Origin of the sequence: Micromonospora sp. WMMD961 (assembly GCF_029626145.1) — a bacterium.
Classification (GTDB): Bacteria; Actinomycetota; Actinomycetes; order Mycobacteriales; family Micromonosporaceae; genus Micromonospora.
The window spans coordinates 2,069,069-2,091,765 of sequence record NZ_JARUBJ010000002.1 but is presented as its reverse complement, the minus strand read 5'-3'; the positions used below and the strand labels follow the sequence as shown (position 1 = coordinate 2,091,765).

Below are 22,697 nucleotides of genomic sequence, written 5' to 3'. Positions count from 1 at the left end.
TTGTGAAGAGCCAGCACGTGGACCCGCCGTCACCCGTCGCCGACGACCGTCGACACGCAGGGCCCGGGAAGCGGTCTCGGACTCCCCAGGCCCCCGGGTCGACCACCCCAGAAAAGCGGACACACCGTTGCCGACCTGCTACTGGGCGCGAGACAGTACGGATATCTGCGGTGCCATCGACGCCGCCGTTCCCGGTCGACCCTGAGGAGAAGCGATGGCATTAAGACTCGCCGACGGCACCGCCTGGTCCGAGGTCCTGGCCCGCGCGGTGGCCGCCACGCCGGAAGCGTTCGGCACCGAGGTGGACGGTGTCACCACTCTGCACAACCTGGTCGAGGGTGAGTGGCGGGCGGTCGGCCAGCCGGCCCCGGTCCACACCCCGGTGGACAACACCGTCGTCGTCAACCTGCCCCGGCTCGACGCCGACACCGCCCGCGCCGCGGTCAGGCACGCCGCCGCCGCACACCGGGAATGGGCCCGGACCCCGCTCGCCGAGCGCAAGGCCCGCGTCGGTGAGGCACTGGATTCCCTCACCGCCCACCGCGACCTGCTCGCCCTGCTGCTGGTCTGGGAGATCGGCAAGCCCTGGCGGCTGGCCTGCGCCGACGTGGACCGGGCGCTCGACGGCGTCCGCTGGTACGCGGGCGAGATCGACCGGATGCTCGCCGGCGGCCGCGAGCCGCTGCCCGGACCGGTCAGCAACATCGCGTCGTGGAACTACCCGATGAGCGTCCTGGTGCACGCCGAGCTGGTGCAACTGCTGGCCGGCAACGCCGTCATCGCCAAGACCCCGTCCCAGGGCGGCGCGGTCTGTCTGACCGTCGCGCACGCGTTGCTGCGCCGCGCCGGTCTGCCCGCCACCCTCGTCAGCGGCGGTGGCGAGGAGCTGTCCGAGGTGCTGGTCCGGGCGCCCGAGATCGGTGCCGTCGCCTTCGTCGGCGGTCGCTCCAACGGCGGCAAGGTCGCCGCCGCACTGCTCGACAGCGACAAGCGGCACTTCATCGAGCAGGAGGGCCTCAACGCCTGGGGCATCTGGAACTTCTCCCAGTGGGACGTGCTCGCCGCGCACCTGAAGAAGGGCTTCGAGTACGGCAAGCAGCGTTGCACCGCGTACCCCCGGTTCGTGGTGCAACGCGACCTGGTCGACGAGTTCCTCGACATGTACCTGCCGGTCGTCCGCTCGGTCCGCTTCGGTCACCCGCTCGCCGTCGGCGACGACTGGGCGGCCGGCGACCCGCTGCCCGAGCTGGACTTCGGGCCACTGATCAGCGCGGCCAAGGCCGACGAGCTGCACCGCAAGGTCGACGAGGCGGTACGCGGCGGCGCGGTGCCCCTGCACCGGGGCAAGCTCACCGGCGCCCCGTTCCTGCCCGGGCAGGACACCTCGGCGTACGTGGCGCCGTCGGTGCTGCTCGCCCCGCCCGGCCGATCGCGGCTGATGCACGCCGAGCCGTTCGGGCCGGTCGACACGATCGTCGTGGTGGACACCACCGACGAGCTGCTGGCCGCGATGAACGCTTCCAACGGTGCGCTGGTGGCATCGCTGGCCTGCGACGACACCGAGGAGGCCGGCAAGCTCGCGGTGGACCTGCAGGCCTTCAAGGTGGGCATCAACAAGCCGAGGTCACGGGGTGACCGGGACGAACCGTTCGGCGGTCGGGGCGCCTCCTGGAAGGGCGCGTTCGTCGGCGGGGACCTCCTCGTCCAAGCCGTCACCGTCGGCGGAGCCGGTCGGCTCTACGGCAACTTCCCCGACTACAACAGCTACCCCGCGACCTGACCCGATGCGCGGAAGGGCCCCTGCTACCCCCTCGGCGTCAGCAGGGAGCCCTTCCTCTGCGGGGCGAGCGAGAGGGTCACTGTGAGTAACGCACCGTCGCGCTCGATCGACTCGGGCCGGCCCAACCGGCGCAGGGTACGCAGCATCGGGGTGTTCTCGGCCTGGACGTGCAGCACCAGCGCGGCATATCCCGCCTCGTCGGCGTGCTTGACCAACCGGCGCAGCAACGCCGACCCGACCCCGCGCCGCTGCCAGTCGTCGCGCACCAGCAGCGCCACCTCGGCCTCGTCGCCCTCGCCGAGCAGGTTCGCCATGGCGACCACGGACTCGGCCGTGCCGTCAGAACCGACGGCGCCGGCGATCAGCGTCAGCCCTCGACTCGGCTCCAGCAACCGACGCAGGCGAGCCGGCTGCGGCAGCGCCGCCCCACCCAGGTATCGCCGCTGCCGGCTGCGCGGCGAACACGCCTCGTGCAGCTCCCGTACGCCGGGCAGGTCGTCGGCGCACGCCTGTCGCACGGCCACCTCGGCACCGTCGGGCAACACCAGGGTGAGCTGCTCGGCGGCCCGACGAACCACTGTGGCGGCCAACTCGACCAGGGCCTGCGCCCGCGCGTACTCCGCCGGGGTGAACGCGGGCGCGGCCCGGCGCAGGGCGAACGAACCGCCCGCCGGGTCCGCCAGCGACATGCTCGTGCCGATGATCCCCCGGTCGACGCCGACCGACGCCGGCCGCCAGGTGACCGAGTCGGCGCCGAGCAGCGTCCGCAGCGCCTCGCCCGTCGCGTCCGGGTCATGCACCAGCCGGTTGGCCAGCCCGAGCACTCGGGTGGGCTGGTCGGCCAGGCCGCGCGCCTCGCTGCGCGCCACCCAGCAGTCCCGGCCCCGACCCCGCTCGACGGCGGCGATCAGCTCGGCCTCGTCGAGCGCGTCCGGCGCGTCGACCAGGAAGTCGTCCACCGCACCCTGCTCGGTGGGCTGTACCTGCACGGTGAGGATGTTGACCCCGCGCAGCGCGAGGCTCGCCGTGAGCACCGACAGGTAACCCGGCCGGTCGTCCACCGTCGCTCGGATCCGCCACAACGTCATGGTTGGCTCCCTTCCCCACCTAAGAGCCTCACCCCCGCCTGTTGCCGCTCGATTGCTCGGCGGTGTCGAGCCGGGAACTCCTGGGCCGTTCAGGGGCCGGCAACCACCGGGGGCGCGCCGACCAGGTCGAGCCGGTCACCGAGGATCACCGTGCTGGCCCGGACGAGCTGGCTGAGCCGGTCCACCTCGGTGCTGTGGAACGCGGCGGCGGAGAGGGTCTCGGTGTGCTCGCGGGCCACCACCAGCACCAGGCCCGCCCGGCCGAACGGCGCGATCGCGTGGTGGGTGCCGTCGGGCGTGGTCACCGACCGACCGCGCAGCGGGGTCACCTCCGGCAACCGCAAGGGCACCGGGGTACGCCAGCTCGCGTGCCCCACTGTCGCCCCGCCGCCCCCGGTCCGCGAGGCCCAGTCGACAGGCACCACGGCGGCGACGGCCCAGTCGGCCGCCAGCAGCCCGGGCACCGCGTCGACGAGGGTGGCGAGCCCGTCGGCCGGGTTGGCCGCGACCTGCGCCAGCAACTCCGCGTCCTGACCGGTGGTGGTGGGCGCGCCGATCGCCCGCCACACGCCGTCCACCCGCACGCCCGGGATCGCGGCCAGGCCAGCCAGCAGCCGCTCCACCCGGGCCGCGCCCGGCCAGACCACCGTGAAGTCGTCCACCGCGCGCCCGCCGAGCCGTTCGAGGACCACCACCTGGACGATGTCCGCCCCGGAGACGCCCAAGGTGCGGGCGACCTGACCGAGGGTGCCCGGACGGTCCGGCAGGGTGACCCGAACTCGCAGCAACATGTCTGTCCCTCCGCTCGGCGGGCCGGCGAAGAAGCGGCCGGCAGGCTGCTCCCAGCCTGGTGGTTGACCATTTCGTCCCTGTTGCAGAGGCATGTCCCGAGCGGAAATTCCGACCTTGACAACGTGAGCGGGCTGCCATCAACTAGTCGGATGAGCGATCGGGCCGTCGATGCGTCGCGGCCGGAGGCCGTTCCCACCTCCCCCGCCGGGCTGGCGCTGGACCGACTCGGCGACTACCTGACGGCGCACCGCCCCGAGCTGGCCGCCGGGCCGCTGCGAGCACACCTGATCGCGGGCGGCAAGTCAAACCTCACCTACCTGCTGCGCCTCGGCGACCGCGAGGTCGTGCTGCGCCGCCCCCCGCTCGGGCACGTGCTGGCGACCGCGCACGACATGGCCCGCGAGTTCCGGGTCATCTCGGCCCTCGCACCGACCGAGGTGCCGGTCCCCGGCGCGCTGCTGCTCTGCACCGACCCCGAGGTGATCGGCGCGCCGTTCTACCTGATGGAACGGATGCCCGGCGAGGTGTTCCGCACCCGCGCGCAGACCGACCCGCTGGGCGACGAGCGCCGCCGGGCCCTCGCCATGGCGATGATGGACACGCTCGCCGCGCTGCACAGCGTCGAGCCGTCCACCGTCGGGTTGGCTGACTTCGGCCGCCCCGAGGGCTACCTCGCCCGGCAGGTGCGCCGCTGGGCCGGGCAGCTCGACCGCTCGCGCAGCCGCGACCTGCCCGGCATCGACGAGCTGCGTGACCTGCTCGCGGCGACCGCCCCGGAAGGCGCGAACGCCGGCCGGATCGTGCACGGCGACTACCGGCTCGACAACCTCCTCGCCTCGGCCGACCCGGTCGCCGTGCACGCGGTCCTCGACTGGGAGATGGCCACCCTCGGCGACCCCCTCGCCGACCTGGGGCTGCTGCTGACGTACTGGGACGTGCTGGGCGGCAGCGAGACCGCTGCGGGCAACCCGGTCGCCGACGGGCTCGGCCCGCGCGCCGGCTTCCCCACCGGCGGCGAGCTGATCGACAGGTACGCCGGGCGCAGCGACGTGGACGTCGGGCCGCTGCACTGGCACGTGGCGCTGGGCTGTTTCAAACTCGCGGTCATCTGCGAGGGCATCCACTACCGGCACACGCTCGGGCAGACGCTCGGCGAGGGCTTCGACCGGATCGGCGAGATGGTGGCACCGCTGGTCGCGCACGGGCTGACCGCCGCCAGGGAGCGGTGATGGACTTCTCATACGACAGCCGGACCGAGGAGCTGCGCGACGAGCTGACCCGGTTCCTGACCGAGCACGTCTACCCAGCCGAGCCCGTGCACGCCGAGCAGGTGGCCGCCGGTGACCCGTGGTCGCGTACCCCGGTGTTGGCGGAACTGAAGGCGGAGGCCCGCAAGCGCGGCCTGTGGAACCTGTTCCTCCCCGATCCGCGCTACGGCGCCGGCCTGACCAACCTGCAGTACGCCCCCCTCGCCGAGCTGACCGGGCGCAGCCCGCACCTGGCTCCCGAGGCGGTCAACTGCGCGGCACCGGACACCGGCAACATGGAGTTACTGGCCGAGTTCGGGTCGCAGGCGCAGCAGGAGCGCTGGCTGATGCCGCTGCTGGAGGGTGAGATCCGCTCCGCGTTCTGCATGACGGAGCCGGACGTCGCGTCCTCCGACGCCACCAACATCGCCACCCGGATCACCCGCGACGGCGACGAGTACGTGATCAACGGGCGCAAGTGGTGGTCGTCCGGCGCGATGGACCCGCGCTGCGAGATCTTCATCGTGATGGGCAAGACCGACCCGTCGGCCGACCGGCACCGCCAGCAGAGCATGGTCCTGGTCCCCCGGGACACGCCGGGAGTGGTCCTCCGCCGGGGCATGACCGTCTTCGGCTACACCGACGGCTCGCACGGCGGCCACGCCGAGATCGACTTCACCGACGTCCGGGTGCCCGCGGAGAACCTGATCGGTGCCGAGGGCACCGGCTTCGCCATCGCCCAGGCCCGGCTGGGGCCCGGCCGGATCCACCACTGCATGCGGTTGATCGGCATGGCCGAGCGCGCCCTCGAACTGCTCTGCCGCCGGGCCAACGAGCGGATAGCGTTCGGCCGGCCGCTCGCCGAGCAGGGCGTGGTCCGGGAGTGGATCGCCGAGTCCCGGGTACGCATCGAACAGGCCCGGCTGCTGGTGCTCAAGACGGCCTGGCTGATGGACACCGTCGGCAACAAGGGCGCACACACCGAGATCCAGGCCATCAAGATCGGCACTCCGGCGATGGCGGAGTGGGTGATCGACAAGGCAATCCAGGGGTACGGCGGCGCCGGCGTCAGCCAGGACACCCCACTGGCTGCCCTCTGGGCACAGACCCGGACCCTGCGCCTGGCCGACGGCCCGGACGAGGTCCACCGCAACTCCCTCGCCAAGCGCGAACTCCGCCGCTGGACCCCGTGACCCCACCCGGGGGTGGGGGTCACGCGGAGGCGCGGTGGACCAGTTGGGTGTCCAGGAGGATGTGCGGGGCGGCCAGCTCCTCGCCGCGGATCCGGGCGACCAGCAGGCGTGCCATCTGTCGGCCCATCTCCTCCACCGGCTGGAAGACAGTGGTCAGCGGCGGGTCCGACTGGAGGGCGATCGTCGCGTCGTCGAAGCCGATCACCGCGACGTCCTCGGGCACGCGCCGGCCGGCCTCGCGCAGGGTACGCAGCGCGCCGAACGCCATGAGGTCGGACGCGACGAAGACCGCGTCCAGGTCCGGGCAGACGTCCAACAGTCGGCGCATGCCGGCGGTGCCGCTGCCCTCGCTGAAGTCGCCGTACGCGATCAGGTCGGGGTTGACCCCGGCCCCGGTGGCCTTGACCGCCTCGGTGTAGCCGGCCAGGCGGGCCAGGCCGGCGCCCATGTCCTGCGGCCCGGCGATGGTGGCGATGCGCCGGCGCCCCAACCCGGTCAGGTACTCCACCGCCTGCCGGGCCCCGCCAACGTTGTCCACGTCGACGAACCACGCCGGCTGTGCGCCCGGTTGCAGCATCCGGGCGGGCCGACCGCCGAGCACGGCGGGCAGCCCGCGCTCCTCCAGCAACGTCGGCAGCGGGTCGGAGTCGTGCAACGACAGCAGCAGTACGCCGTCGACGTGCTGGTTGGTCAGGTGGTGCTCGACCCGCTCCCGTTCGACCGGCGACTGCGCCATGGCCAGCCAGAGCTGCATCGGCGTCTCCAGCAGCCCGGAGCTGATCCCCCGCACGATCGAGGCGAAGAACGGTTCGGTGAAGACCCGGTCGCCGGACTCGGACACCACCAGCGCGACGGAGTCGGTGCGCTGGGTGACGAGCGCACGGGCAGCCCGGTTCGGCACGTACCCCAGCTCGGCGATGGCCTGCTGGACCGCGGCCCGGGCCTCCGGGCTGACCTGGGGCGAGCCGTTGACGACGCGGGAGACCGTGCCCCGGCCGACGCCGGCACGCGCCGCGACCGCGTCGAGGGTCGGGCGCCCGAGCGACCGGGTGCGCTGCGTTGTCATGGTGTGCTCCTCCGACGGCGGGCGGACCCGGCGCCACCTGCGGGAGGTGGACGCCGGGACCCGTCCTGATGGCTGGCCCGAGCCTATTGTGCGGCCAGACCGTTGCGCCGGATCACCGAGGCGTACCACTTGGCGCTGGACTTGGGGGTGCGAACCTGGCTGTCGTAGTCGACGTGGATCATGCCGAACCGCTTGGTGTAACCCCAGGCCCATTCGAAATTATCCATCAACGACCAGGCGAAGTATCCCCGCAGGGGCACTCCGTCGTCGATTGCTTCGTGCGCGGCGCGCAGGTGGGCGTCGAAGTAGGCCAGCCGGTCGACGTCGTCGACCTCCCCGTCGACGACCGAGTCGACGAACGCGGAGCCGTTCTCGGTGACGTACAGCGGCAGGTCGGTGTAGCTGTGCACCCGACGCAGCGTCTCGCGCAGGCCCGGGGCGTCGATCTCCCAGCCCATGTCGGTGACCGGAACACCCCGGGTGACGAACCGGACGTCCTCGCTGCCCGGCCAGCACGAGGGGGCCGGGTCGGCCGGCTCGCCCTCGACCGCCGCGGCGACGACGTGCCGGCTGTAGTAGTTGATCCCGACCAGGTCCAGCGGCGCGGAGATGGTCGCCAGGTCACCGTCGCGCACGTGGTCGAAGTCGGTCACCGTGGCAAGGTCGGCCACCAGGTCCTCCGGGTACGACCCGCGCAGCAGCGGGTCCAGGAAGAACCGGTTGGCCAGCCCGTCGATGCGCCGGGCGGCGTCCACGTCGGCTGGGGCGTCGGTGGCCGGGTCGACCGGATAGAGGTTGACCGTCACGCCCGCCTCGGCGCCCGGCCGGGAGGCCCGCAGCGCCTGCACGGCCAGGCCGTGACCGAGCATCAGGTGGTGCCCGGCGCGCACCGCGTCCGCGCCGTCGGTACGGCCGGGGGCGTGTACGCCGGACCCGTAGCCGAGGAACGCCGAGCACCACGGCTCGTTGAGCGTGGTCCAATAGCGCACCCGGTCGCCGAGCGCGTCGGCCACCAGGGTCGTGTAGTCGGCGAAGCGGGCCGCGGTGTCCCGGGCCGGCCAACCGCCGGCGTCCTCCAGCGGCTGCGGCAGGTCCCAGTGGTAGAGGGTCAGCCACGGCTCGATGCCGTTGGCCAGCAGATCGTCGACCAGTCGCCGGTAGAAGTCGAGGCCCTGCGGGTTGGCCGCACCGACGCCGCCGGGCTGCACCCGGGACCAGGAGACCGAGAAACGGTACGACTTGAGGCCCAGCTCGGCCATCAGCGCGACGTCGCCGCCGAGCCGGTGGTAGTGGTCGCACGCCACGTCGCCGGTGTGCCTGGCGACGACCCGGCCGTCGGTGTGGCTGAAGGTGTCCCAGATCGACGGGGTGCGGCCGTCCACGGCCGCCGCCCCCTCGATCTGGTACGCCGCCGTCGCGGCCCCCCAGAGGAATCCGGGTGGAAAGGTCAGCCCGGGGCGCTCGTCGAGGACGTCGACGGCGGGAGGGCTGGCGGGGTTGCTCACGACTTGACGGCACCTTCCATGATCCCGCCGATGATCTGGCGGCCGAACACGAGAAACACGATGACCAGGGGGATGGTGCCGATCGCCGTGGCGGCGAACACCTGGGAGTAGTCGGTGTAGTAGGCGTACGAGAGGAAGGAGAGCGAGACCTGCAGGGTCGGGTTCTCCGGGGTGAGGATGGCGTACGGCCAGAGGAACGAGTTCCAGGTCTCCATGAACGTCAGCAGTCCGAGGACGCCGGCGGCGGGGCGCAGCGCGGGCAGCACGATGCTCCAGTAGATCCGGAACGTGCTGGCCCCGTCGACCCGGCCGGCCTCGATCAGCTCGTCGGAGATCGCCTGGCTGGCGTACTGCCGCATCATGAACACGCCGAAGGCGGTGACCAGGAAGGGCACGGTGACCGCGTAGAGGGTGTCGTACCACCCCAGGTCCTGCATCATGCCCCAGAGCGGGATGAGCCCCATCTGGGTCGGGATCATCATGGTGACGATGATCGCCAGCAGGAGGGCGTTGCTGCCGCGGAACTTCAGTTTGGCGAAGGCGAACCCGGCCAGCGAACCGGTGAGCACCACCGAGACGGTGACCACCGAGGAGACGATGATCGAGTTCATCATGCCGGTGAGGAAGTTGGCGGCGTCGTTGTCGAGCACCCGCCCGAAGTTGTCACCGAACGCGCCGCCGGGGGTCAGCGGCGGCGGCACGTCGTTGATGTTGTCCAGGCTGCGAGTGCCGATCACCACCATGTAGTAGAACGGGTAGATCGACAGCAGCGCTGCCAGGACGAGCGCCATGTAGGTCAGCGGGCTGGTGCGCCACAGGCGCTGGGAAGCCGAGATCATCGCTCGCTCCTCACTTCGCCGAGCGGCGGACGAGTAGGAAGTTGAACAGCGACACCACGATGATGATCATGAAGATCGCCCAGGCGACCGCGGCGCCGTAGCCGGCGGTGTTCAGGTTCACGATGCCCATCTCGTACATGTACATGGCCAGCGTCTGGAACTCCCGCTGGTTGCCGCCGATGATGTTGCCGTTGCCGAAGAGCAGGGGCTCGGTGAAGAGCTGCATGCCGCCGATCGTGGACAGGATGACCACGAAGATGAAGGTGGGCTTGAGCATGGGCAGGGTGATCTGCCAGAACTGTCGCCACGGACTGGCGCCGTCGATCTCCGCGGCCTCGTAGAGGTCCTTCGGGATCGCCTGCATGCCGGCGAGCAGGATCAGGGTGTTGTACCCGGTCCACCGCCAGTTGACCATGGTGGAGATGGCCGTCCAGGAACTCCACCGGTGCCCGTCCCAGTCGACCGGGTCGACACCGACGAAGCTGAGCAGCCAGTTGAACAGCCCGAACTCCCGCTGGAACAGCATCCCGAAGACGATCGCGACCGCGGCCACCGACACCACGTTCGGCATGAAGATCGCCATCCGGAAGAAGGTCTTGGCGCGCAGGAGGCTCCGGTTGAGCAGGTTCGCCAGGAAGAGGGCGAGCAACAACTGCGGGATGGTCGACAGGGCGAAGATGCCGAACGTGTTGACCAGCGCGTTCCAGAAGTACTCGTCGGAGACCAGCCGGGTGTAGTTGTCGAAGCCGATGAACGTGTGGTCGCCGATCATGTCCCAGTCGTGCAGGGACATCCAGGCGGTGCGCAGCATCGGGTACAGCCCGAACACGCCGAAGATCAGGAAGAACGGGGTGATGTAGAGGTACGGCGAGTACTTGACGTCGAGGCGGTTGAGTAACCTTCCCCGGCGACGCTGCCGAGCGGCGTCGGGAGGAGGCGGTGCTGCTGGCGACGGCCGTGCCGTCGTGGCCGACAGGCTCATGCGAATTTCCTTTTCCGGCGAGGCCCGGGGGCCCTCGCGCAGGGTGCTACGCGGAGGGGACCGGCCGGTGGCGTCCGGGAAGCCCCGAACGCCACCGGCAGGGAATCACTCAGAAGGCACCCTGAGTCTTTGCGTCCTTCGTGAACTGCTCCCAGGCCTTCGCCTTGTCGGCCTGCCCGTTCTCGAACGCCCGCAGAGCCGGCTCGAGCGCGTTCTCCTTCACGGCCTGGTGCTTCGGACCCAGGTGGATCGGCTGGATCTTGGCGACGCTCTCACCGAAGATCTTGCCGGTCGGCGCGTTGCTGAAGTACTCGTTGGTGTAGCTGAGGAACGCCTCGTCCTTCAGCGCCTCCAGGTTGGTCGGCAGCGGGCCCTTGAGCTTGAAGGCCTCCACCTGGCTCTTGGCGTTGGTGAGGTACTCGGCGAGCTTCGCCGCCTCCTTCGGGTACTTGCTCTGCGCCGGAACCGCCAGCCACGAGCCACCCCAGTTACCGCCGCCACCCGGCACGGCCGCGACGTCCCACTTGCCCTTGTTGGCCGGGCCGGAGTTGTCCGAGACGATGCCGAGCATCCAGGACGGGCAGAAGGTGGCCGCGAAGGTGCCCTGCTTGAAGCCACCCGACCACTCCGGCGACCAGGTGGACGCCTTGGCGGAGATGTCCGCCATCGAGGTGGCGGTGTCCCAGGCGTTCTTCACCGCGGGGCTGGTGTCCGCGATGATGTTGTCTTCCTTGTCGTAGAACAGGTCACCGTTGCCCTGGAAGAGCACACCGTTGGAGACGGCGGTGATCGAGTCGATGAACGCCTTGCCGCCGCTGCCCTGCTTGTACTTCAGACCGGCGTCGTGGAAGCCCTTCCAGTCCGGCCAGAGCGCCGACACCTGGTCGCGCTCGGTGGGCAGGCCGGCCGCCTGGAACAGGTCCTTGCGGTAGCAGACGGCGAGGCTGCCGACGTCGGTCGGCAGGCCGATCAGCCGGCCGTCCGGCGCCTTGCCCAGCTCCCACTTCCAGGGCAGGAACTCCTTGGAGTGGTCGGCGACCAGCGGCGCGAGGTCGGCCCAGTTGCGCGCGTTGGGCTTGAACTCGTTGAGGATGCCCTCTTCCAGGGCGGTGACGTCCGCCGCGCCCTTGCCGGTGGCCAGGTAGCGGACCAGCTTCGGCCGGTACTCACCGAGCTGCGCGGTCTTGCGCAGCTCGACCTTGATGCCGGTGTCCTTCTCGTACTGCTTGACGAGCTCGTCGTAGCCCATCTCGCCGAACGTGTCGACGACCAGCTTGGCCGGCTTCTCGCCGGCCGCCGGCTTGTCGTCGTCGTTGCCGCAGGCTGCGAGACCACTGACTGCGGTGATCGCGGCCAGGGCAGCGGCCGCCAGGCGGGTACGCCGCGTGGTGACACTCATTCGCTGACCCCTCTTTCCGGTGGTGAGGCTGATGTGTGGTGGGGGGTGCTCATCGCGCCAGGCCGGGGATGCGTGAGTGACCCATGCCACCTCCGGGAGCGCTCCCATGAGATTGCCGGCGGGTAACGGGAGTGTCAATAGGGCGTTGGGAGCGTTCCCAGATCGTTACCGCACGCCCCGGCAGCCCCTTCCGTCCCAGCCCACACCCGCCCTGACCACCTCTTCAACCCATGGTGATCAAGGATTCCGGTCAGAAAACGCCGTGCCGCTGACGCAAATCTCTTGATCGACAGGGCGGGCGGTGCCAGGCACGCCAGGAGTGTGGGGTCAGCAGAAGCGGCGCAGGAGGGTGGTCGCGCGGTCGGGGTCGAAGCGGGACGGGTCGAAGGTGGCGCCCGCCCAGTCACGCAGCAACGCGAGCCGCGGGTCGGCGAGATCGGCCGGTGCGGCCCGGTCCTCCAGGGCGACCAGGAGCGCGCGGTAGCCCGGCGGCCCGCCGATCCCCTCCGGCGGGCAGGCCCGCTCGCCGGCCCGACAGACCGGGTACCGCTCGTCGGGGTCGACGGTCAACGCGTCCTCCACGACCAGGTCGTGCTCCCACCAGTCGCCGAAGTCGTACGTGTAGGAGAACCGGCTGCCCTTGCCGAGCACCGCGTCCAACCGCGCGTCCAACTCGTCGTGCAGCCCCAACTCCCCGTCCGGGTCGGGCTCGCCGTACTGCACCGCGTCGATCTCGAACGAGTGCAGGTGGCAGTCCCGCCAGCCCATCGCGTGCTGCACCACCCGGTGCAGCCGGTCCAGCGTGTAGCCGGCCGGCACGAGCACCCGACGCCACACCACCGGGCGGACGCTGGCCAGGGACATCTTCAGCTGGAAGATCTGACGCGGCATGCTGTCCTGTCCTCCCGCGGCTTAGGCTGCGAGCATGATCTGCCGCGCGTGCCGGGCCCGGCGACACGACGACTGCCCGGGCCGGAACTGGTGCGACTGTCAGCACCGTACCGCCGAACCGACCCCTCCGGTCACCGGTCCGGCCGGCGAATGACCGTCGGAATTCCGATCCGACGGCTCTGGCCCGAGCCGACCGCACAGCCGCTCGACGACACCGCGTTGACCGCCCTCTACGGTCGCTCCGACCAGCCCCGACTGCGGGTCAACTTCGTCTCCAGCCTGGACGGCGCGGTCACCGTGGACGGCTACTCCGCCGGGCTCTCCGGTGCGCCGGACAAGCGGGTGTTCGGCCTGCTGCGGATGGTCTGCGACGCGCTCGTGGTGGCGGCCGGCACGCTTCGCCACGAGGGGTACCGGGCGGTCCGCCTGAACGAGACCCGCCGCGCCTGGCGCCGCGCCAACGGGCTGGCCGAGTACCCGACGCTGGTGGTCGTCTCCGGCTCCCTCGACCTGGACCCGGCGCAGGCCGCCTTCGCCGACGCGCCGACCCGCCCGGTCGTCCTCACCCACGGCGACGCCGACCCGCCGCCCGGCCTCACCGACGTCGCCGACCTGCTGCGCTGCGGCACCGACCGGGTCGACCTGGCCGCCGGCCTGGCCGCGCTGCACGGGCGCGGGCTGACCCAACTGCTCTGCGAGGGTGGCCCGCACCTGTTCGGCGCGCTCACCGCCGCCGACCTGGTGGACGAGTTGTGCCTTACCGTCTCGCCGCTGCTCGCCGGGCCCGGGCCGGGCCGGATCACCGCAGGGGACACCGCCCCGCCCCGCCACCTGCCGCTGCGCCACGTGCTCGCCGCCGACGACGGCGTCCTCATGCTGCGCCACGCCCGCCCGTAACGGGCCGTCGCCCGGTCGCGCACCCACCGTCGCGGGTGTGACGGAGCATCGTGTCGTCCGCCGCGTCGCGTGGCGACCTGTCGTACTCCTCGGGCAGGATGCAGGGCATGCTTCCCGACCGTGCTGCCCGACCGACCCACCTCGCCCGATGACCGACGCCGACCTCGACAGCCCGGGCGAGGCGGTCGGGCGGGTGCTGGGCACCGCCGACGCCACCCCGCTGCAGTTCTGGACGGCAGTGGCGCCCGGCAGCTACCTCCAGCTCGACGACGTGGTGGTCACCCGGCGGGAGCTGCCGGACCGGGAGCCGGTCACGATCGCCGGGGTGGTCACCCAGGTCCGCGCCCGGCACGAGGGCGCCCAGTTCGACTCGGACGTGTTCGCCATCGCCGACGGCACGCTGCCCGCGCAGGTGCAGGAGGCGGCCGAGGTGACCACCACGCGCGTCGACCCGGAGCTGTACGTTCCGCCGACCCCGGGCGCGGTGGTGCACCGGGCCGAGGGCGACGCCCGGGCGCGCGCGCTGCACTTCGACCGGATGGAGCGGCGCATCCCGATGGGGATGGGCCGGGACGGCGTCCCGGTCTACCTCAACGCCGACTTCCTGGACGGCAGCCGGGGCGCGCACGTCTCCATCTCGGGCATCTCCGGTGTGGCGACCAAGACCAGCTTCGCCACCTTCCTGCTCTACTCGGTGTTCCGCTCCGGGGTGCTGGGTGGCGACGCGGTCAACGCCAAGGCGCTGATCTTCAACGTCAAGGGCGAGGACCTGCTCTTCCTCGACCACCCCAACACCCGCCTGGACGAGCCCACCCGCGCCGCGTACGCGAAGCTGGGGCTGAGCGCCGGCGCGTTCCCCGACGTGCGGGTGTACGCCCCGCCGCGCCCCGGCGACTCGTCGGGCACTCCCGACGTGAGCAGCCGGCTCACCGGGGTCGACAGTTTCTACTGGACGCTCGCCGAGTTCTGCACCGACCGGCTGCTGCCGTACGTCTTCGCCGACGCCGACGACGAGCGCCAGCAGTACACGATGGTGGTGCACTCGGTGGCCGCCCACCTGGCCCGTTACGCCCAGCCGGCCGACGGCGGGGTGAGCATCGACGGGGTCCGGCTCGGCTCCTACGGCGATCTGGTGGACCACATCGTCGACCAGCTCAACGACGACGAGACCCGCTCCGAATGGGCGGGCAGCGCGGTCGGTCTGGGCACCGTCAACGCGTTCGCCCGGCGGCTGATCGGCAGTAAGAAGGACCTCGCCCGGCTGATCCGTGGCGACCTGGCGACCCGCCGCCCGCACTCGATCAACACCAGCGAGTCCGCGCAGGTCACAGTGGTCGACCTGCACAACCTTCCGGACCGGGCGCAGCGGTTCGTGGTCGGTGTGACGTTGAAGAGCGAGTTCGAGCGCAAGGAGAAGTCCGGCACCGCGAAACCGCTGCTCTTCGTCGTCCTGGACGAGCTCAACAAGTACGCCCCCCGGGAGGGCTCGTCGCCGATCAAGGAGGTGCTGCTCGACATCGCCGAGCGGGGCCGTTCGCTCGGGGTGATCCTGATCGGCGCTCAGCAGACGGCGAGCGAGGTGGAACGGCGGATCGTCACCAACTCGGCGATCCGGGTGGTCGGCCGGCTCGACCCGGCCGAGGCGTCCCGCCCGGAGTACGGCTTCCTGCCGCCCGCGCAGCGTCAGCGGGCGTTGCTCGCCAAGCCGGGCACCATGTTCGTCAACCAGCCGGACATCCCGGTGCCGCTCTGCCTGGAGTTCCCGTTCCCGGCCTGGGCCACCCGGGTCTCCGAGGCGGGCCGGGCACCATCGGAGACGCTGCGCTCGATCACCCAGTCCGCCGACCCGTTCGCCGTGGTGGGCTCCGGCGGCGGCGGCACCGACGACGACATCCCGTTCTAGGCAGGGCCGGTGCAACTGTGAAGATCCTGCACACCTCCGACTGGCACGTGGGCAAGGTGCTCAAGGGGCAGTCCCGGGCCGAGGAACACAAGGCCGTGCTGGCCGGGGTGATCGACATCGCCCGCGCCGAGCAGCCGGATCTGGTGATCGTCGCCGGTGACCTCTACGACACGGCCGCGCCGACCTCGGAGGCGACCCGGCTGGTCACCCGGGCGTTGACCGCGCTGCGTCGCACCGGCGCGGACGTGGTGGCGATCGGTGGCAACCACGACAACGGGCCCGCGTTGGACGCGCTGCGCCCGTGGGCCGAGGCCGCCGGCATCACCCTGCGCGGCGGGGTGCGGGAAAACCCGGACGAGCACGTCATCGACGGCATCACCGCCGGTGGCGAGCGGTGGCGGCTGGCCGCGTTGCCGTTCCTGTCCCAGCGGTACGCGGTGCGCGCGCTGGAGATGTACGAGCTGACCGCGGCGGAGACCAACCAGACGTACGCCGACCACCTGGGCCGGGTGCTGGGGCGACTGACCGAGGGTTTCACCGAACCGGACCGGGTGCACCTGGTCACCGCGCACCTGACGGTGACCGGCGCGTCCACCGGCGGCGGCGAACGTGACGCGCACACGGTGCTGGGCTACGCCGTTCCGGCCACCGTCTTCCCGGCGACCGCGCACTACGTGGCGTTGGGCCACCTGCATCGGGCGCAGCGGGTGATCGGCCCCTGCCCGGTGCGCTACAGCGGCAGCCCGCTGGCTGTCGACTTCGGCGAACAGGAGAACGTCCCCTCGGTGACGATCGTCGAGGTGACGGCCAGCACCGCCGCCCGGGTGCGGGAGGTGCCGGTGACCGCCGCGAGCGCGCTGCGCACGGTGCGGGGCACCCTGGCCCAGCTCGCCGAGATCGAGGCCCCGGATGCCTGGCTGCGGGTGTTCGTGCGGGAGCAACCCCGCGCCGGCCTGCGCGAGGAGGTGCAGGAGTTGCTGCCGCGGGCGCTGGAGATCCGGATCGACCCGGAGCTGTTGACCGCGCCGGGCAGCGGTGCCCGCATCGCGCAACGGTCGGGGCGTTCGCCCCGGGAGTTGTTCGCCGACTATCTGGACAGTCGGGGCCACGCCGACGAGGGCGTCCGAGAACTCTTCGACGAGCTCTTCGAGGAGGTCGAGCACTGATGCGTCCGATGCGCTTGGACATGGCCGGGTTCACGGTGTTCCGGGACGACACCACAGTCGACTTCACCGACGCCGACTTCTTCGCTCTGATCGGCCCGACCGGTTCGGGCAAGTCGACGGTGCTGGACGCGATCTGCTTCGCCCTCTACGGCATGGTGCCTCGCTGGGGTGGCGCACGGGGGTTGGCCAACGCGCTCGCACCGTCGGCGACCGAGGCCCGGGTGCGGTTGGTCTTCGAGTCCGGTGGGGCCCGTTACGTCGCGACCCGGGTGGTCCGCCGGGACGGCCGGGGCAACGTCAAGACCGCGAACGCCGGTTTGCAGCTGATGCCGGCCGGCTTCGACGTCACCAAACTGGACACCGGGTTGAGCCCGGACGACCTCGGCGAGGTGGTGGCGGGCACCCCCGCCGAGATGGAGCAGGCGGTGCTGGACGCGGTGGGGCTGCCGTACGAGCAGTTCACCAGCTGTGTGGTGCTGCCGCAGGGGCAGTTCGCCGATTTCCTGCACGCGAAGCCGGCGACGCGGCAGCAGATCCTGGTCAACCTGCTGGGCCTGGGCGTCTACGAGGACGTGCAGAAGCGGGCGACGGCGCGTGCCACGCAGGCGGACGCCAAACTCGACGCGGTCGACCAGCTGCTCGCCGGGCTCACCGGCGTGGACGACGAGGCGTTGGCCGACGCCGATGCCCGGGTCGAGCGGATGGCGGAGCTGGCCGCGGCGGTGACGGCGGCGGTGCCGGAGCTGACGGCGGCTCGGGCCGCCGCGCGCGAGGCGGCGGCGGCGTTGACCGCCCTCGACGACGAGCTGAGGGTGCTGACCGGGGTGCGCGCACCGGGCGGGGTGGCCGAGGTGGCACGGGCTGTCACCGCGGCGCGCGCGGAGGCCGAGGCGGCGGCGACCACTGTGTCGTTGGCGGAGGAGCGGGAGGAGAAGCTGCGCGGCGAGTTGGCCGGCACCGGCGACGAGAGCGCGGCGCGGCTGCTCCTGCGGGCGTACGACGATCGGGACCGGCTGTCCGGCGAGGCGGACACGGTCCGCGCGGCGGTGGGCGCGGCGAACGACGAGCACGCCACGGCGGTGGCCGCACTGACCGACGCCCGCGCCGCGGCCGAGCGGGCCGACGCCGAGCTGGAGGCGGCCTTCCGGGCGCACGAGGAGGCGAAGGCCACCGATCTGGCGGTCAGCCTGCGGGTGCACCTACACGCCGGCGCGCCCTGCCCGGTCTGCGAGCAGCCGGTGGCGCAGGTGCCGGCGGTGCCGGCCGACTCGGCGGTGGCGGCCGCGACGGCGGCGGGTAAGGCGGCGCGGGCCGCGACCAAGGCGGCGCAGACGACGGTGCAGCAGCGGGACGCGGCAGCGCGCGACCTGGAGCGGTTGCTGGTGCAGGCGCGGGCCCGGCAGGAGCAGTTGGACGCCCGGCTGGCCGAGCTGGACGGGCAGCTCGACGGCGCGGCGGAGCCGGCCGTGTTGCGCCGGGAGTTGGCCGAGCACGCCCGGTTGCGGGGTGCGCTGGAGGCGGCGGCGACCGCGGTTCGGGCCGGTCGTGAGGCCGCGCGCCAGGCCCGAGCCGGGGTGGACGCCGCCGAGGAGCGGCTGCGGGCGGCGTGGCGGGCCTTCGACACCTCCCGGGACGGGTTGGCCCGGTTCGGCCCGCCGGCGACCGACCGGGACGACGTGGCCGCCGCGTGGGCTGCGCTGACCGGGTGGGCGACGGCCGAGGCGGACCGCCGCCGCGCCGACCGGGCCGGTCGGGTGTCGGCGGTGACCGAGGCGGAGGCGGTGGCCGAGGCGGTGCAGCGCGACATCGCCGCCCGGTTCGCGGCCGTCGACGTGCCGGTCGGTGACGATCCGGTGCACGCCGCGACCGTCGCGGTGGAGCGGGCCGAGGCCGACCGACGACGGTTGCGGGAGCGCCGCGAGCAGGCCGGCACGCTCCGCGAGCAGCGGGCCGTGCACGAGCGGGAGGCGCAGGTGGCGCGGGCGCTCGCCGGCCACCTGCGGGCCAACAACTTCGAGCGGTGGTTGCTGGCGGAGGCGTTGGACCTGCTGGTCGACGGCGCGTCCGGGATCCTGCGCGAGCTCTCCTCCGGCCAGTACGAGCTGGTGCACGACAAGGGCGAGTTTCTCGTCGTCGACCACCACGACGCGGGGTTGCGCCGGGGCGTGCGCACCCTGTCCGGTGGTGAGACGTTCCAGGCGTCGTTGGCGTTGGCGCTGGCGCTCTCCGAGCAGCTTGCCGGGATGTCGACAACGGCGGCGAGCTTGGAGTCGATCGTCCTGGACGAGGGCTTCGGCACGCTCGACGCGGCCACCCTGGACACGGTGGCCGCCACCCTGGAGAACCTGGCCGCGCGGGGTGACCGGATGGTCGGCGTGGTCACCCACGTGCCGGCGCTGGCCGAGCGGATTCCGGTTCGCTTCGAGGTGCGCAAGGATGCGCGCTCGTCGCGGATCGAACGGACCGGCCGGTGAGCGTGCGGGGCGACGCCGCGTTCTTCGTCGACTCGTGGGATCCGGCGTACGGGGCGTCGTTCGAGGCGTCCGCCGCCGGGCCTGCCGCGCCGAGCAGCGCGCAGGTCGACGCGGACGTGGAGCTGCCCGCCGTGGACTGGCGGGCGATCGGGGTACGCCAGGGGGTCCGCGCGCCCGACGTGGTGCTGCTGGTCGACGGGGTTCGCCGGATCGACGCGAGCATCTGGACGGCGGAGGCCGACGGCGGTTCGTTTCCGGGGCTGGCCGCCTCGTACGCGGCCGGGGTGGTGCGGTGCGACCTGGGCCGGGGGGCGGCGCAGTTGGCCGGCACCCGGGTCGGTCGGGGTCTGTTCACCGCGAGCCCGTCGGCGCAGGACGTGGTGGCGGGTGCGATCCGCTATCCGGTGCACCGGGTGGGTGGCACCGGTGAGCTGGGAAAGCTGCCGGCCGCGGTGCAGGGTCCGCTGACGGCGCTGGAGGTGGCGGTGTCCGACGCCGCCCGGGTCGACGGTGACCTGCTGGTGGTGGACGGCCCGCTACGCAGTCGCCGGCAGTTGCCGCGCACGTTGGGCTACATCAAGACCCAGCACAGTCAATATCTGGATGCCCGGCTGACGGCGGTGGTGGTCGGTCTGGCGTCGGGTGAGCGTTCACCGGTGTTCCGGCTGGGCACCGCCTGGGGTGGCTGGTCGTGGTATTTGCGGCTGCCGGTGGCGATCGGTGCCCCGTGGGCGGGGATCGTCCGGGTGGAGTGCTCCGCCGACCTGCCCGTCGAGGCGGCGATCGAGCTGGCCGACCTGTCGCTGGTCACCCTGCCGCGCTTCGCCTCAACGCCGTACAAGGATCCGCGGGCGCCACAGAACCTGATCCCGATCGCCGGTCTGGAACGCCGGCTGCGTGCCCTGCTCGGCGACTCCCGGCTGTTGCACCGCGCGCTGACCGCCGCGGCGCGCGCGGCGCGGTAGACGGGCACTGGTAGCGATGGGACGCAAACGGGCGGCTGACCGGGTGGTCGAGCAGGTGGACACCGGGCAGGCCGAACTCGTTCCGGATCCGGACCGGTCGGGTTCGTGGACGCTGCTGCTGGACGGCGCACCACAGTCGCATGTGGACCTCACCGATCCCACCCATCTGGAGTTCGAGTACGTGCGGCGACTGGCCGCCGCCGTCGACCTGATCGCTCCGGCCGGTGAGCCGATGCGGGTGCTGCACCTGGGCGGTGGGGCGCTGACCCTGCCCCGGTACGTGTCCGCCACCCGGCCCGGGTCGACCCAACGGGTGTCCGAGGTGGACGGTGCGTTGGTGGAGCTGGTCCGGCGGGTGTTGCCGTGGCCGTCGGACGCGCGGCTGCGGGTCCGGGTGCAGGACGCCCGGGCCGTGCTGACCTCCACCCGGGACGCGAGTTTCGACGTGGTGGTCGCCGACGTGTTCGCCGGTGCGCGTACCCCGGCTCACCTCACGTCGGTGGAGTACGCGGCGGAGGTGGCCCGGGTGCTCCGCCCCTCGGGTTGGTATCTGGCGAATCTGGCCGACGGCCCGCCGCTGCGGCACGCCCGCGGGCAGGTCGCCACGGTCCGCTCGGTGTTGCCGCAGGCGTGTCTGGTGGGGGACGCGGCGGTGCTGCGTGGCCGTCGGTACGGAAACCTGGTGCTGGTCGCCGGACGGACCACACCGCCGGTGCCGGAGCTGACCCGGCGCGCTGCCGGCGACTGGTTCCCGGGTCGGGTGGTGGCCGGCGACGAGTTGGACCGCTTCACCAGCGGCGCCCAGGTTGTCCGGGATGCCGACGCGACCGGTTCCGATCCCCCGCCGCCGGGCCTGTTCTCGGTACGCCGCTGACCGTCCACCCCGCACTGACTGTGCGCTCCGACAGCGGCACAGAACTTTTTCCGCGGTTCGTTGATCCGTTCGGGGCGGCGGTGCGTACCACCGGGCGGCCCGCCTCGTGGGCCGACGTTGGTGACGGAAACCCCGGAGGTCTGCATGCATGCGGTGGCGGCCGGCTGGCATGGCGACGCGGTACGCGCTGACTGGTTGTCGGCGCGGTCCTCGTCGCGGCCGACCTCGTCTGCCCGGGGGGTCGACGCGCGAGCGACGTCTCGCCAGAATGGTCCGGTGACGCCGCGACCGGCGCCCGGGCGCCATCAGGCGACGACGACCGAGGCCAGCCACTCCGACCAACTGATCAAGCTGCTCTACGCCGAGCACGCCGGTCCGTTGCTGATGTTCGTCATGCGCCTCACCGGGGGGGACCGGCAGCGCGCGGAGGACATCGTCCAGGAGACGCTGCTGCGGGCCTGGCGCAACGCGCACCGCCTGGGCACCCAGGGGCAGGGCTCGCTGCGACCGTGGCTCGTCACGGTGGCCCGGCGGATCGCCATCGACGAGCACCGCAGCCAGGAGGCCCGGCCGGCGGAGACGTACGACCGGGATCTCACGGCGTTCGCCGAGGCGGACAGCACCGACCGGGTGCTGCGCACGATGACCGTCGCGGACGCCCTGCGTACGCTCAGTCAGTCGCACCGGGAAATCCTGATCTCGACGTACTTCCGGGGGCGGACGGTGCCGGAGGCCGCCGAGGAGTTGGGGCTGCCGCTCGGCACGGCCAAGTCGAGGGTCTACTACGCGCTGCGCGCGCTGCGCACGGCTCTGCAGGAGCGGGGGGTGACAGAATGAGCCGGCCGGACCACATGGACGTCGCGGCGTACGCGCTCGGTGTGCTCGACGAGCAGGATACCGAGCGGTTCGAGGAGCATCTCGCGACCTGCTGGGCGTGTGCGGCCGAGTTGGAGACGATGGTGCCGGTGGTGGGCCTGCTCTCCGACATCGACGGCGAGACGATGATGGCGATGGAGCAGACCGCTACCGACCCGGCTCTGTTGAACCGGACGCTGGGCGCGGTCCGGGCTGACCGTCGGCGTACCCGGTTTCGGCAGATGTTGGCGACCGCCGCCGCGGTGGTGGTCTTCGGCGGTCTGACCGGGTACGGGTTCGTCAGCGTGACCGACAGCGGGTCGACTCCGGTCGCCGGTCCGACGTCGAACGCTCCGCTCGACCCGCAGACGAGTGGGCCGACGGCTCCGCCGAGTGGCCCGGGTGTGGGTGGCACCGAGGAGGAGGGTGACCAGGTCGACGCGATCGACCCGACCACGGGTGTCCAGACGACCGTGTTCCTGGTCAAGCGGGACTACGGCACCCGGATCAACTTCAGCCTGCGGAAGTTGCCCGGCCCGCGCGTCTGCCGGTTGGTGGTGGTGCGCAAGAACGCCGACCCCGAGGTGATATCGACCTGGTCGGTGCCGGAGGGTGGTTACGGCACCAGTGCCCGCCCGCAGGGTCTTGAGTTGAGCGCTTCGACGTCTGCTCTGGTGAATGACATCAAGCAGCTCCAGGTGCAGTCGGTCGACGCCAACGGCGTGGCGAGTCCGCTGGTCACCGTGCCCATGTAGGCTCGCGTACGGTATCGGCACCGGTC

General features: G+C 71.9%; 19 protein-coding genes. 11 read left to right on the top strand and 8 right to left on the bottom strand.

The genetic code is table 11. The features are described 5' to 3' along the window. Positions 1-214 precede the first annotated feature (214 nt). Positions 215-1,780, top strand: a complete 1,566-nt coding sequence (locus tag O7614_RS09945) for an aldehyde dehydrogenase family protein (protein WP_278138174.1) — start codon at positions 215-217, stop codon at positions 1,778-1,780. A 23-nt stretch (positions 1,781-1,803) separates the two neighbouring features. On the opposite strand, the gene O7614_RS09940 is transcribed toward O7614_RS09945, so the two are convergent. Together O7614_RS09940 and O7614_RS09935 are read right to left on the bottom strand one after the other, a co-directional pair. Beyond that, on the bottom strand, positions 1,804-2,868 hold the full coding sequence (locus tag O7614_RS09940; RefSeq protein ID WP_278138173.1) for a GNAT family N-acetyltransferase: 1,065 nt from the start codon (positions 2,866-2,868) through the stop codon (positions 1,804-1,806). Positions 2,869-2,957: 89 nt separating this feature from the next. Then, positions 2,958-3,659 carry an amino acid-binding protein gene (locus O7614_RS09935; RefSeq protein WP_278138172.1) on the bottom strand — a complete coding sequence of 234 codons (702 nt, stop codon included), beginning with the start codon at positions 3,657-3,659 and terminating at the stop codon, positions 2,958-2,960. Between the two features lie 150 nt (positions 3,660-3,809). Here O7614_RS09935 and O7614_RS09930 point away from each other — a divergent pair, with 150 nt between their 5' ends. Beyond that, the gene (locus O7614_RS09930) at positions 3,810-4,889 is read left to right on the top strand and encodes a phosphotransferase family protein (RefSeq protein WP_278138171.1); all 1,080 of its coding nucleotides are present in this window, start codon (positions 3,810-3,812) and stop codon (positions 4,887-4,889) included. Continuing rightward, positions 4,889-6,100 (top strand): acyl-CoA dehydrogenase family protein, encoded by a 1,212-nt coding sequence (locus O7614_RS09925; RefSeq protein WP_278138170.1) that lies wholly within the window; start codon positions 4,889-4,891, stop codon positions 6,098-6,100. The genes O7614_RS09930 and O7614_RS09925 overlap by 1 nt, the downstream gene beginning before the upstream one ends. Positions 6,101-6,119: 19 nt before the next feature. Here the strand turns inward: O7614_RS09925 and O7614_RS09920 are convergent, their stop codons facing one another. From O7614_RS09920 to O7614_RS09895, 6 genes are all read right to left on the bottom strand, one after another. Continuing rightward, the gene (locus tag O7614_RS09920) at positions 6,120-7,166 is read right to left on the bottom strand and encodes a LacI family DNA-binding transcriptional regulator (protein ID WP_278138169.1); all 1,047 of its coding nucleotides are present in this window, start codon (positions 7,164-7,166) and stop codon (positions 6,120-6,122) included. 83 nt (positions 7,167-7,249) lie between these two features. Then, complete coding sequence (locus tag O7614_RS09915) at positions 7,250-8,671, bottom strand: GH1 family beta-glucosidase (RefSeq protein WP_278138168.1); 1,422 nt, start codon at positions 8,669-8,671, stop codon at positions 7,250-7,252. Continuing rightward, complete coding sequence (locus O7614_RS09910) at positions 8,668-9,510, bottom strand: carbohydrate ABC transporter permease (RefSeq protein WP_278138167.1); 843 nt, start codon at positions 9,508-9,510, stop codon at positions 8,668-8,670. Before O7614_RS09910 ends, O7614_RS09915 begins: the two co-directional genes overlap by 4 nt. 10 nt (positions 9,511-9,520) lie before the next feature. After that, the gene (locus tag O7614_RS09905) at positions 9,521-10,492 is read right to left on the bottom strand and encodes a sugar ABC transporter permease (RefSeq protein WP_278138166.1); all 972 of its coding nucleotides are present in this window, start codon (positions 10,490-10,492) and stop codon (positions 9,521-9,523) included. Positions 10,493-10,601: 109 nt separating this feature from the next. After that, positions 10,602-11,891, bottom strand: a complete 1,290-nt coding sequence (locus tag O7614_RS09900; RefSeq protein ID WP_278138165.1) for an extracellular solute-binding protein — start codon at positions 11,889-11,891, stop codon at positions 10,602-10,604. 327 nt (positions 11,892-12,218) lie between these two features. Next, the gene (locus O7614_RS09895) at positions 12,219-12,782 is read right to left on the bottom strand and encodes a plasmid pRiA4b ORF-3 family protein (RefSeq protein ID WP_278138164.1); all 564 of its coding nucleotides are present in this window, start codon (positions 12,780-12,782) and stop codon (positions 12,219-12,221) included. A 150-nt stretch (positions 12,783-12,932) separates the two neighbouring features. On the opposite strand from O7614_RS09895, the gene O7614_RS09890 reads away from it, so the two are divergent. From O7614_RS09890 to O7614_RS09855, 8 genes are all read left to right on the top strand, one after another. Continuing rightward, positions 12,933-13,679 (top strand): pyrimidine reductase family protein, encoded by a 747-nt coding sequence (locus O7614_RS09890; protein WP_278138163.1) that lies wholly within the window; start codon positions 12,933-12,935, stop codon positions 13,677-13,679. 148 nt (positions 13,680-13,827) lie between these two features. After that, positions 13,828-15,582, top strand: coding sequence for an ATP-binding protein (locus tag O7614_RS09885; protein ID WP_278138162.1), 1,755 nt, complete (start codon positions 13,828-13,830; stop codon positions 15,580-15,582). A 17-nt stretch (positions 15,583-15,599) separates the two neighbouring features. Further along, positions 15,600-16,748 carry an exonuclease SbcCD subunit D gene (locus O7614_RS09880; protein WP_278138161.1) on the top strand — a complete coding sequence of 383 codons (1,149 nt, stop codon included), beginning with the start codon at positions 15,600-15,602 and terminating at the stop codon, positions 16,746-16,748. Beyond that, positions 16,748-19,222: an SMC family ATPase gene (locus O7614_RS09875; RefSeq protein WP_278138160.1), complete on the top strand. Its 2,475-nt coding sequence runs from the start codon at positions 16,748-16,750 to the stop codon at positions 19,220-19,222. The genes O7614_RS09880 and O7614_RS09875 overlap by 1 nt, the downstream gene beginning before the upstream one ends. 2 nt (positions 19,223-19,224) lie before the next feature. Next, the gene (locus tag O7614_RS09870; protein WP_278142206.1) at positions 19,225-20,187 is read left to right on the top strand and encodes a hypothetical protein; all 963 of its coding nucleotides are present in this window, start codon (positions 19,225-19,227) and stop codon (positions 20,185-20,187) included. A 16-nt stretch (positions 20,188-20,203) separates the two neighbouring features. Further along, positions 20,204-21,061: a fused MFS/spermidine synthase gene (locus O7614_RS09865; RefSeq protein ID WP_278138159.1), complete on the top strand. Its 858-nt coding sequence runs from the start codon at positions 20,204-20,206 to the stop codon at positions 21,059-21,061. Between the two features lie 144 nt (positions 21,062-21,205). Further along, positions 21,206-21,898, top strand: coding sequence for a sigma-70 family RNA polymerase sigma factor (locus O7614_RS09860; RefSeq protein WP_278138158.1), 693 nt, complete (start codon positions 21,206-21,208; stop codon positions 21,896-21,898). After that, on the top strand, positions 21,895-22,671 hold the full coding sequence (locus O7614_RS09855; protein WP_278138157.1) for a zf-HC2 domain-containing protein: 777 nt from the start codon (positions 21,895-21,897) through the stop codon (positions 22,669-22,671). Before O7614_RS09860 ends, O7614_RS09855 begins: the two co-directional genes overlap by 4 nt. The last annotated feature ends 26 nt before the right edge of the window (positions 22,672-22,697 follow it).

Coding starts and splice junctions, on each gene's coding strand:
- O7614_RS09945 (WP_278138174.1), top strand. CDS start 215: ATGGCATTAAGACTCGCCGACGGCACCGCCTGGTCCGAGGTCCTGGCC.
- O7614_RS09940 (WP_278138173.1), bottom strand. CDS start 2,868: ATGACGTTGTGGCGGATCCGAGCGACGGTGGACGACCGGCCGGGTTAC.
- O7614_RS09935 (WP_278138172.1), bottom strand. CDS start 3,659: ATGTTGCTGCGAGTTCGGGTCACCCTGCCGGACCGTCCGGGCACCCTC.
- O7614_RS09930 (WP_278138171.1), top strand. CDS start 3,810: ATGAGCGATCGGGCCGTCGATGCGTCGCGGCCGGAGGCCGTTCCCACC.
- O7614_RS09925 (WP_278138170.1), top strand. CDS start 4,889: ATGGACTTCTCATACGACAGCCGGACCGAGGAGCTGCGCGACGAGCTG.
- O7614_RS09920 (WP_278138169.1), bottom strand. CDS start 7,166: ATGACAACGCAGCGCACCCGGTCGCTCGGGCGCCCGACCCTCGACGCG.
- O7614_RS09910 (WP_278138167.1), bottom strand. CDS start 9,510: ATGATCTCGGCTTCCCAGCGCCTGTGGCGCACCAGCCCGCTGACCTAC.
- O7614_RS09905 (WP_278138166.1), bottom strand. CDS start 10,492: ATGAGCCTGTCGGCCACGACGGCACGGCCGTCGCCAGCAGCACCGCCT.
- O7614_RS09900 (WP_278138165.1), bottom strand. CDS start 11,891: ATGAGTGTCACCACGCGGCGTACCCGCCTGGCGGCCGCTGCCCTGGCC.
- O7614_RS09895 (WP_278138164.1), bottom strand. CDS start 12,782: ATGCCGCGTCAGATCTTCCAGCTGAAGATGTCCCTGGCCAGCGTCCGC.
- O7614_RS09890 (WP_278138163.1), top strand. CDS start 12,933: ATGACCGTCGGAATTCCGATCCGACGGCTCTGGCCCGAGCCGACCGCA.
- O7614_RS09885 (WP_278138162.1), top strand. CDS start 13,828: ATGACCGACGCCGACCTCGACAGCCCGGGCGAGGCGGTCGGGCGGGTG.
- O7614_RS09875 (WP_278138160.1), top strand. CDS start 16,748: ATGCGTCCGATGCGCTTGGACATGGCCGGGTTCACGGTGTTCCGGGAC.
- O7614_RS09865 (WP_278138159.1), top strand. CDS start 20,204: ATGGGACGCAAACGGGCGGCTGACCGGGTGGTCGAGCAGGTGGACACC.
- O7614_RS09860 (WP_278138158.1), top strand. CDS start 21,206: ATGCATGCGGTGGCGGCCGGCTGGCATGGCGACGCGGTACGCGCTGAC.
- O7614_RS09855 (WP_278138157.1), top strand. CDS start 21,895: ATGAGCCGGCCGGACCACATGGACGTCGCGGCGTACGCGCTCGGTGTG.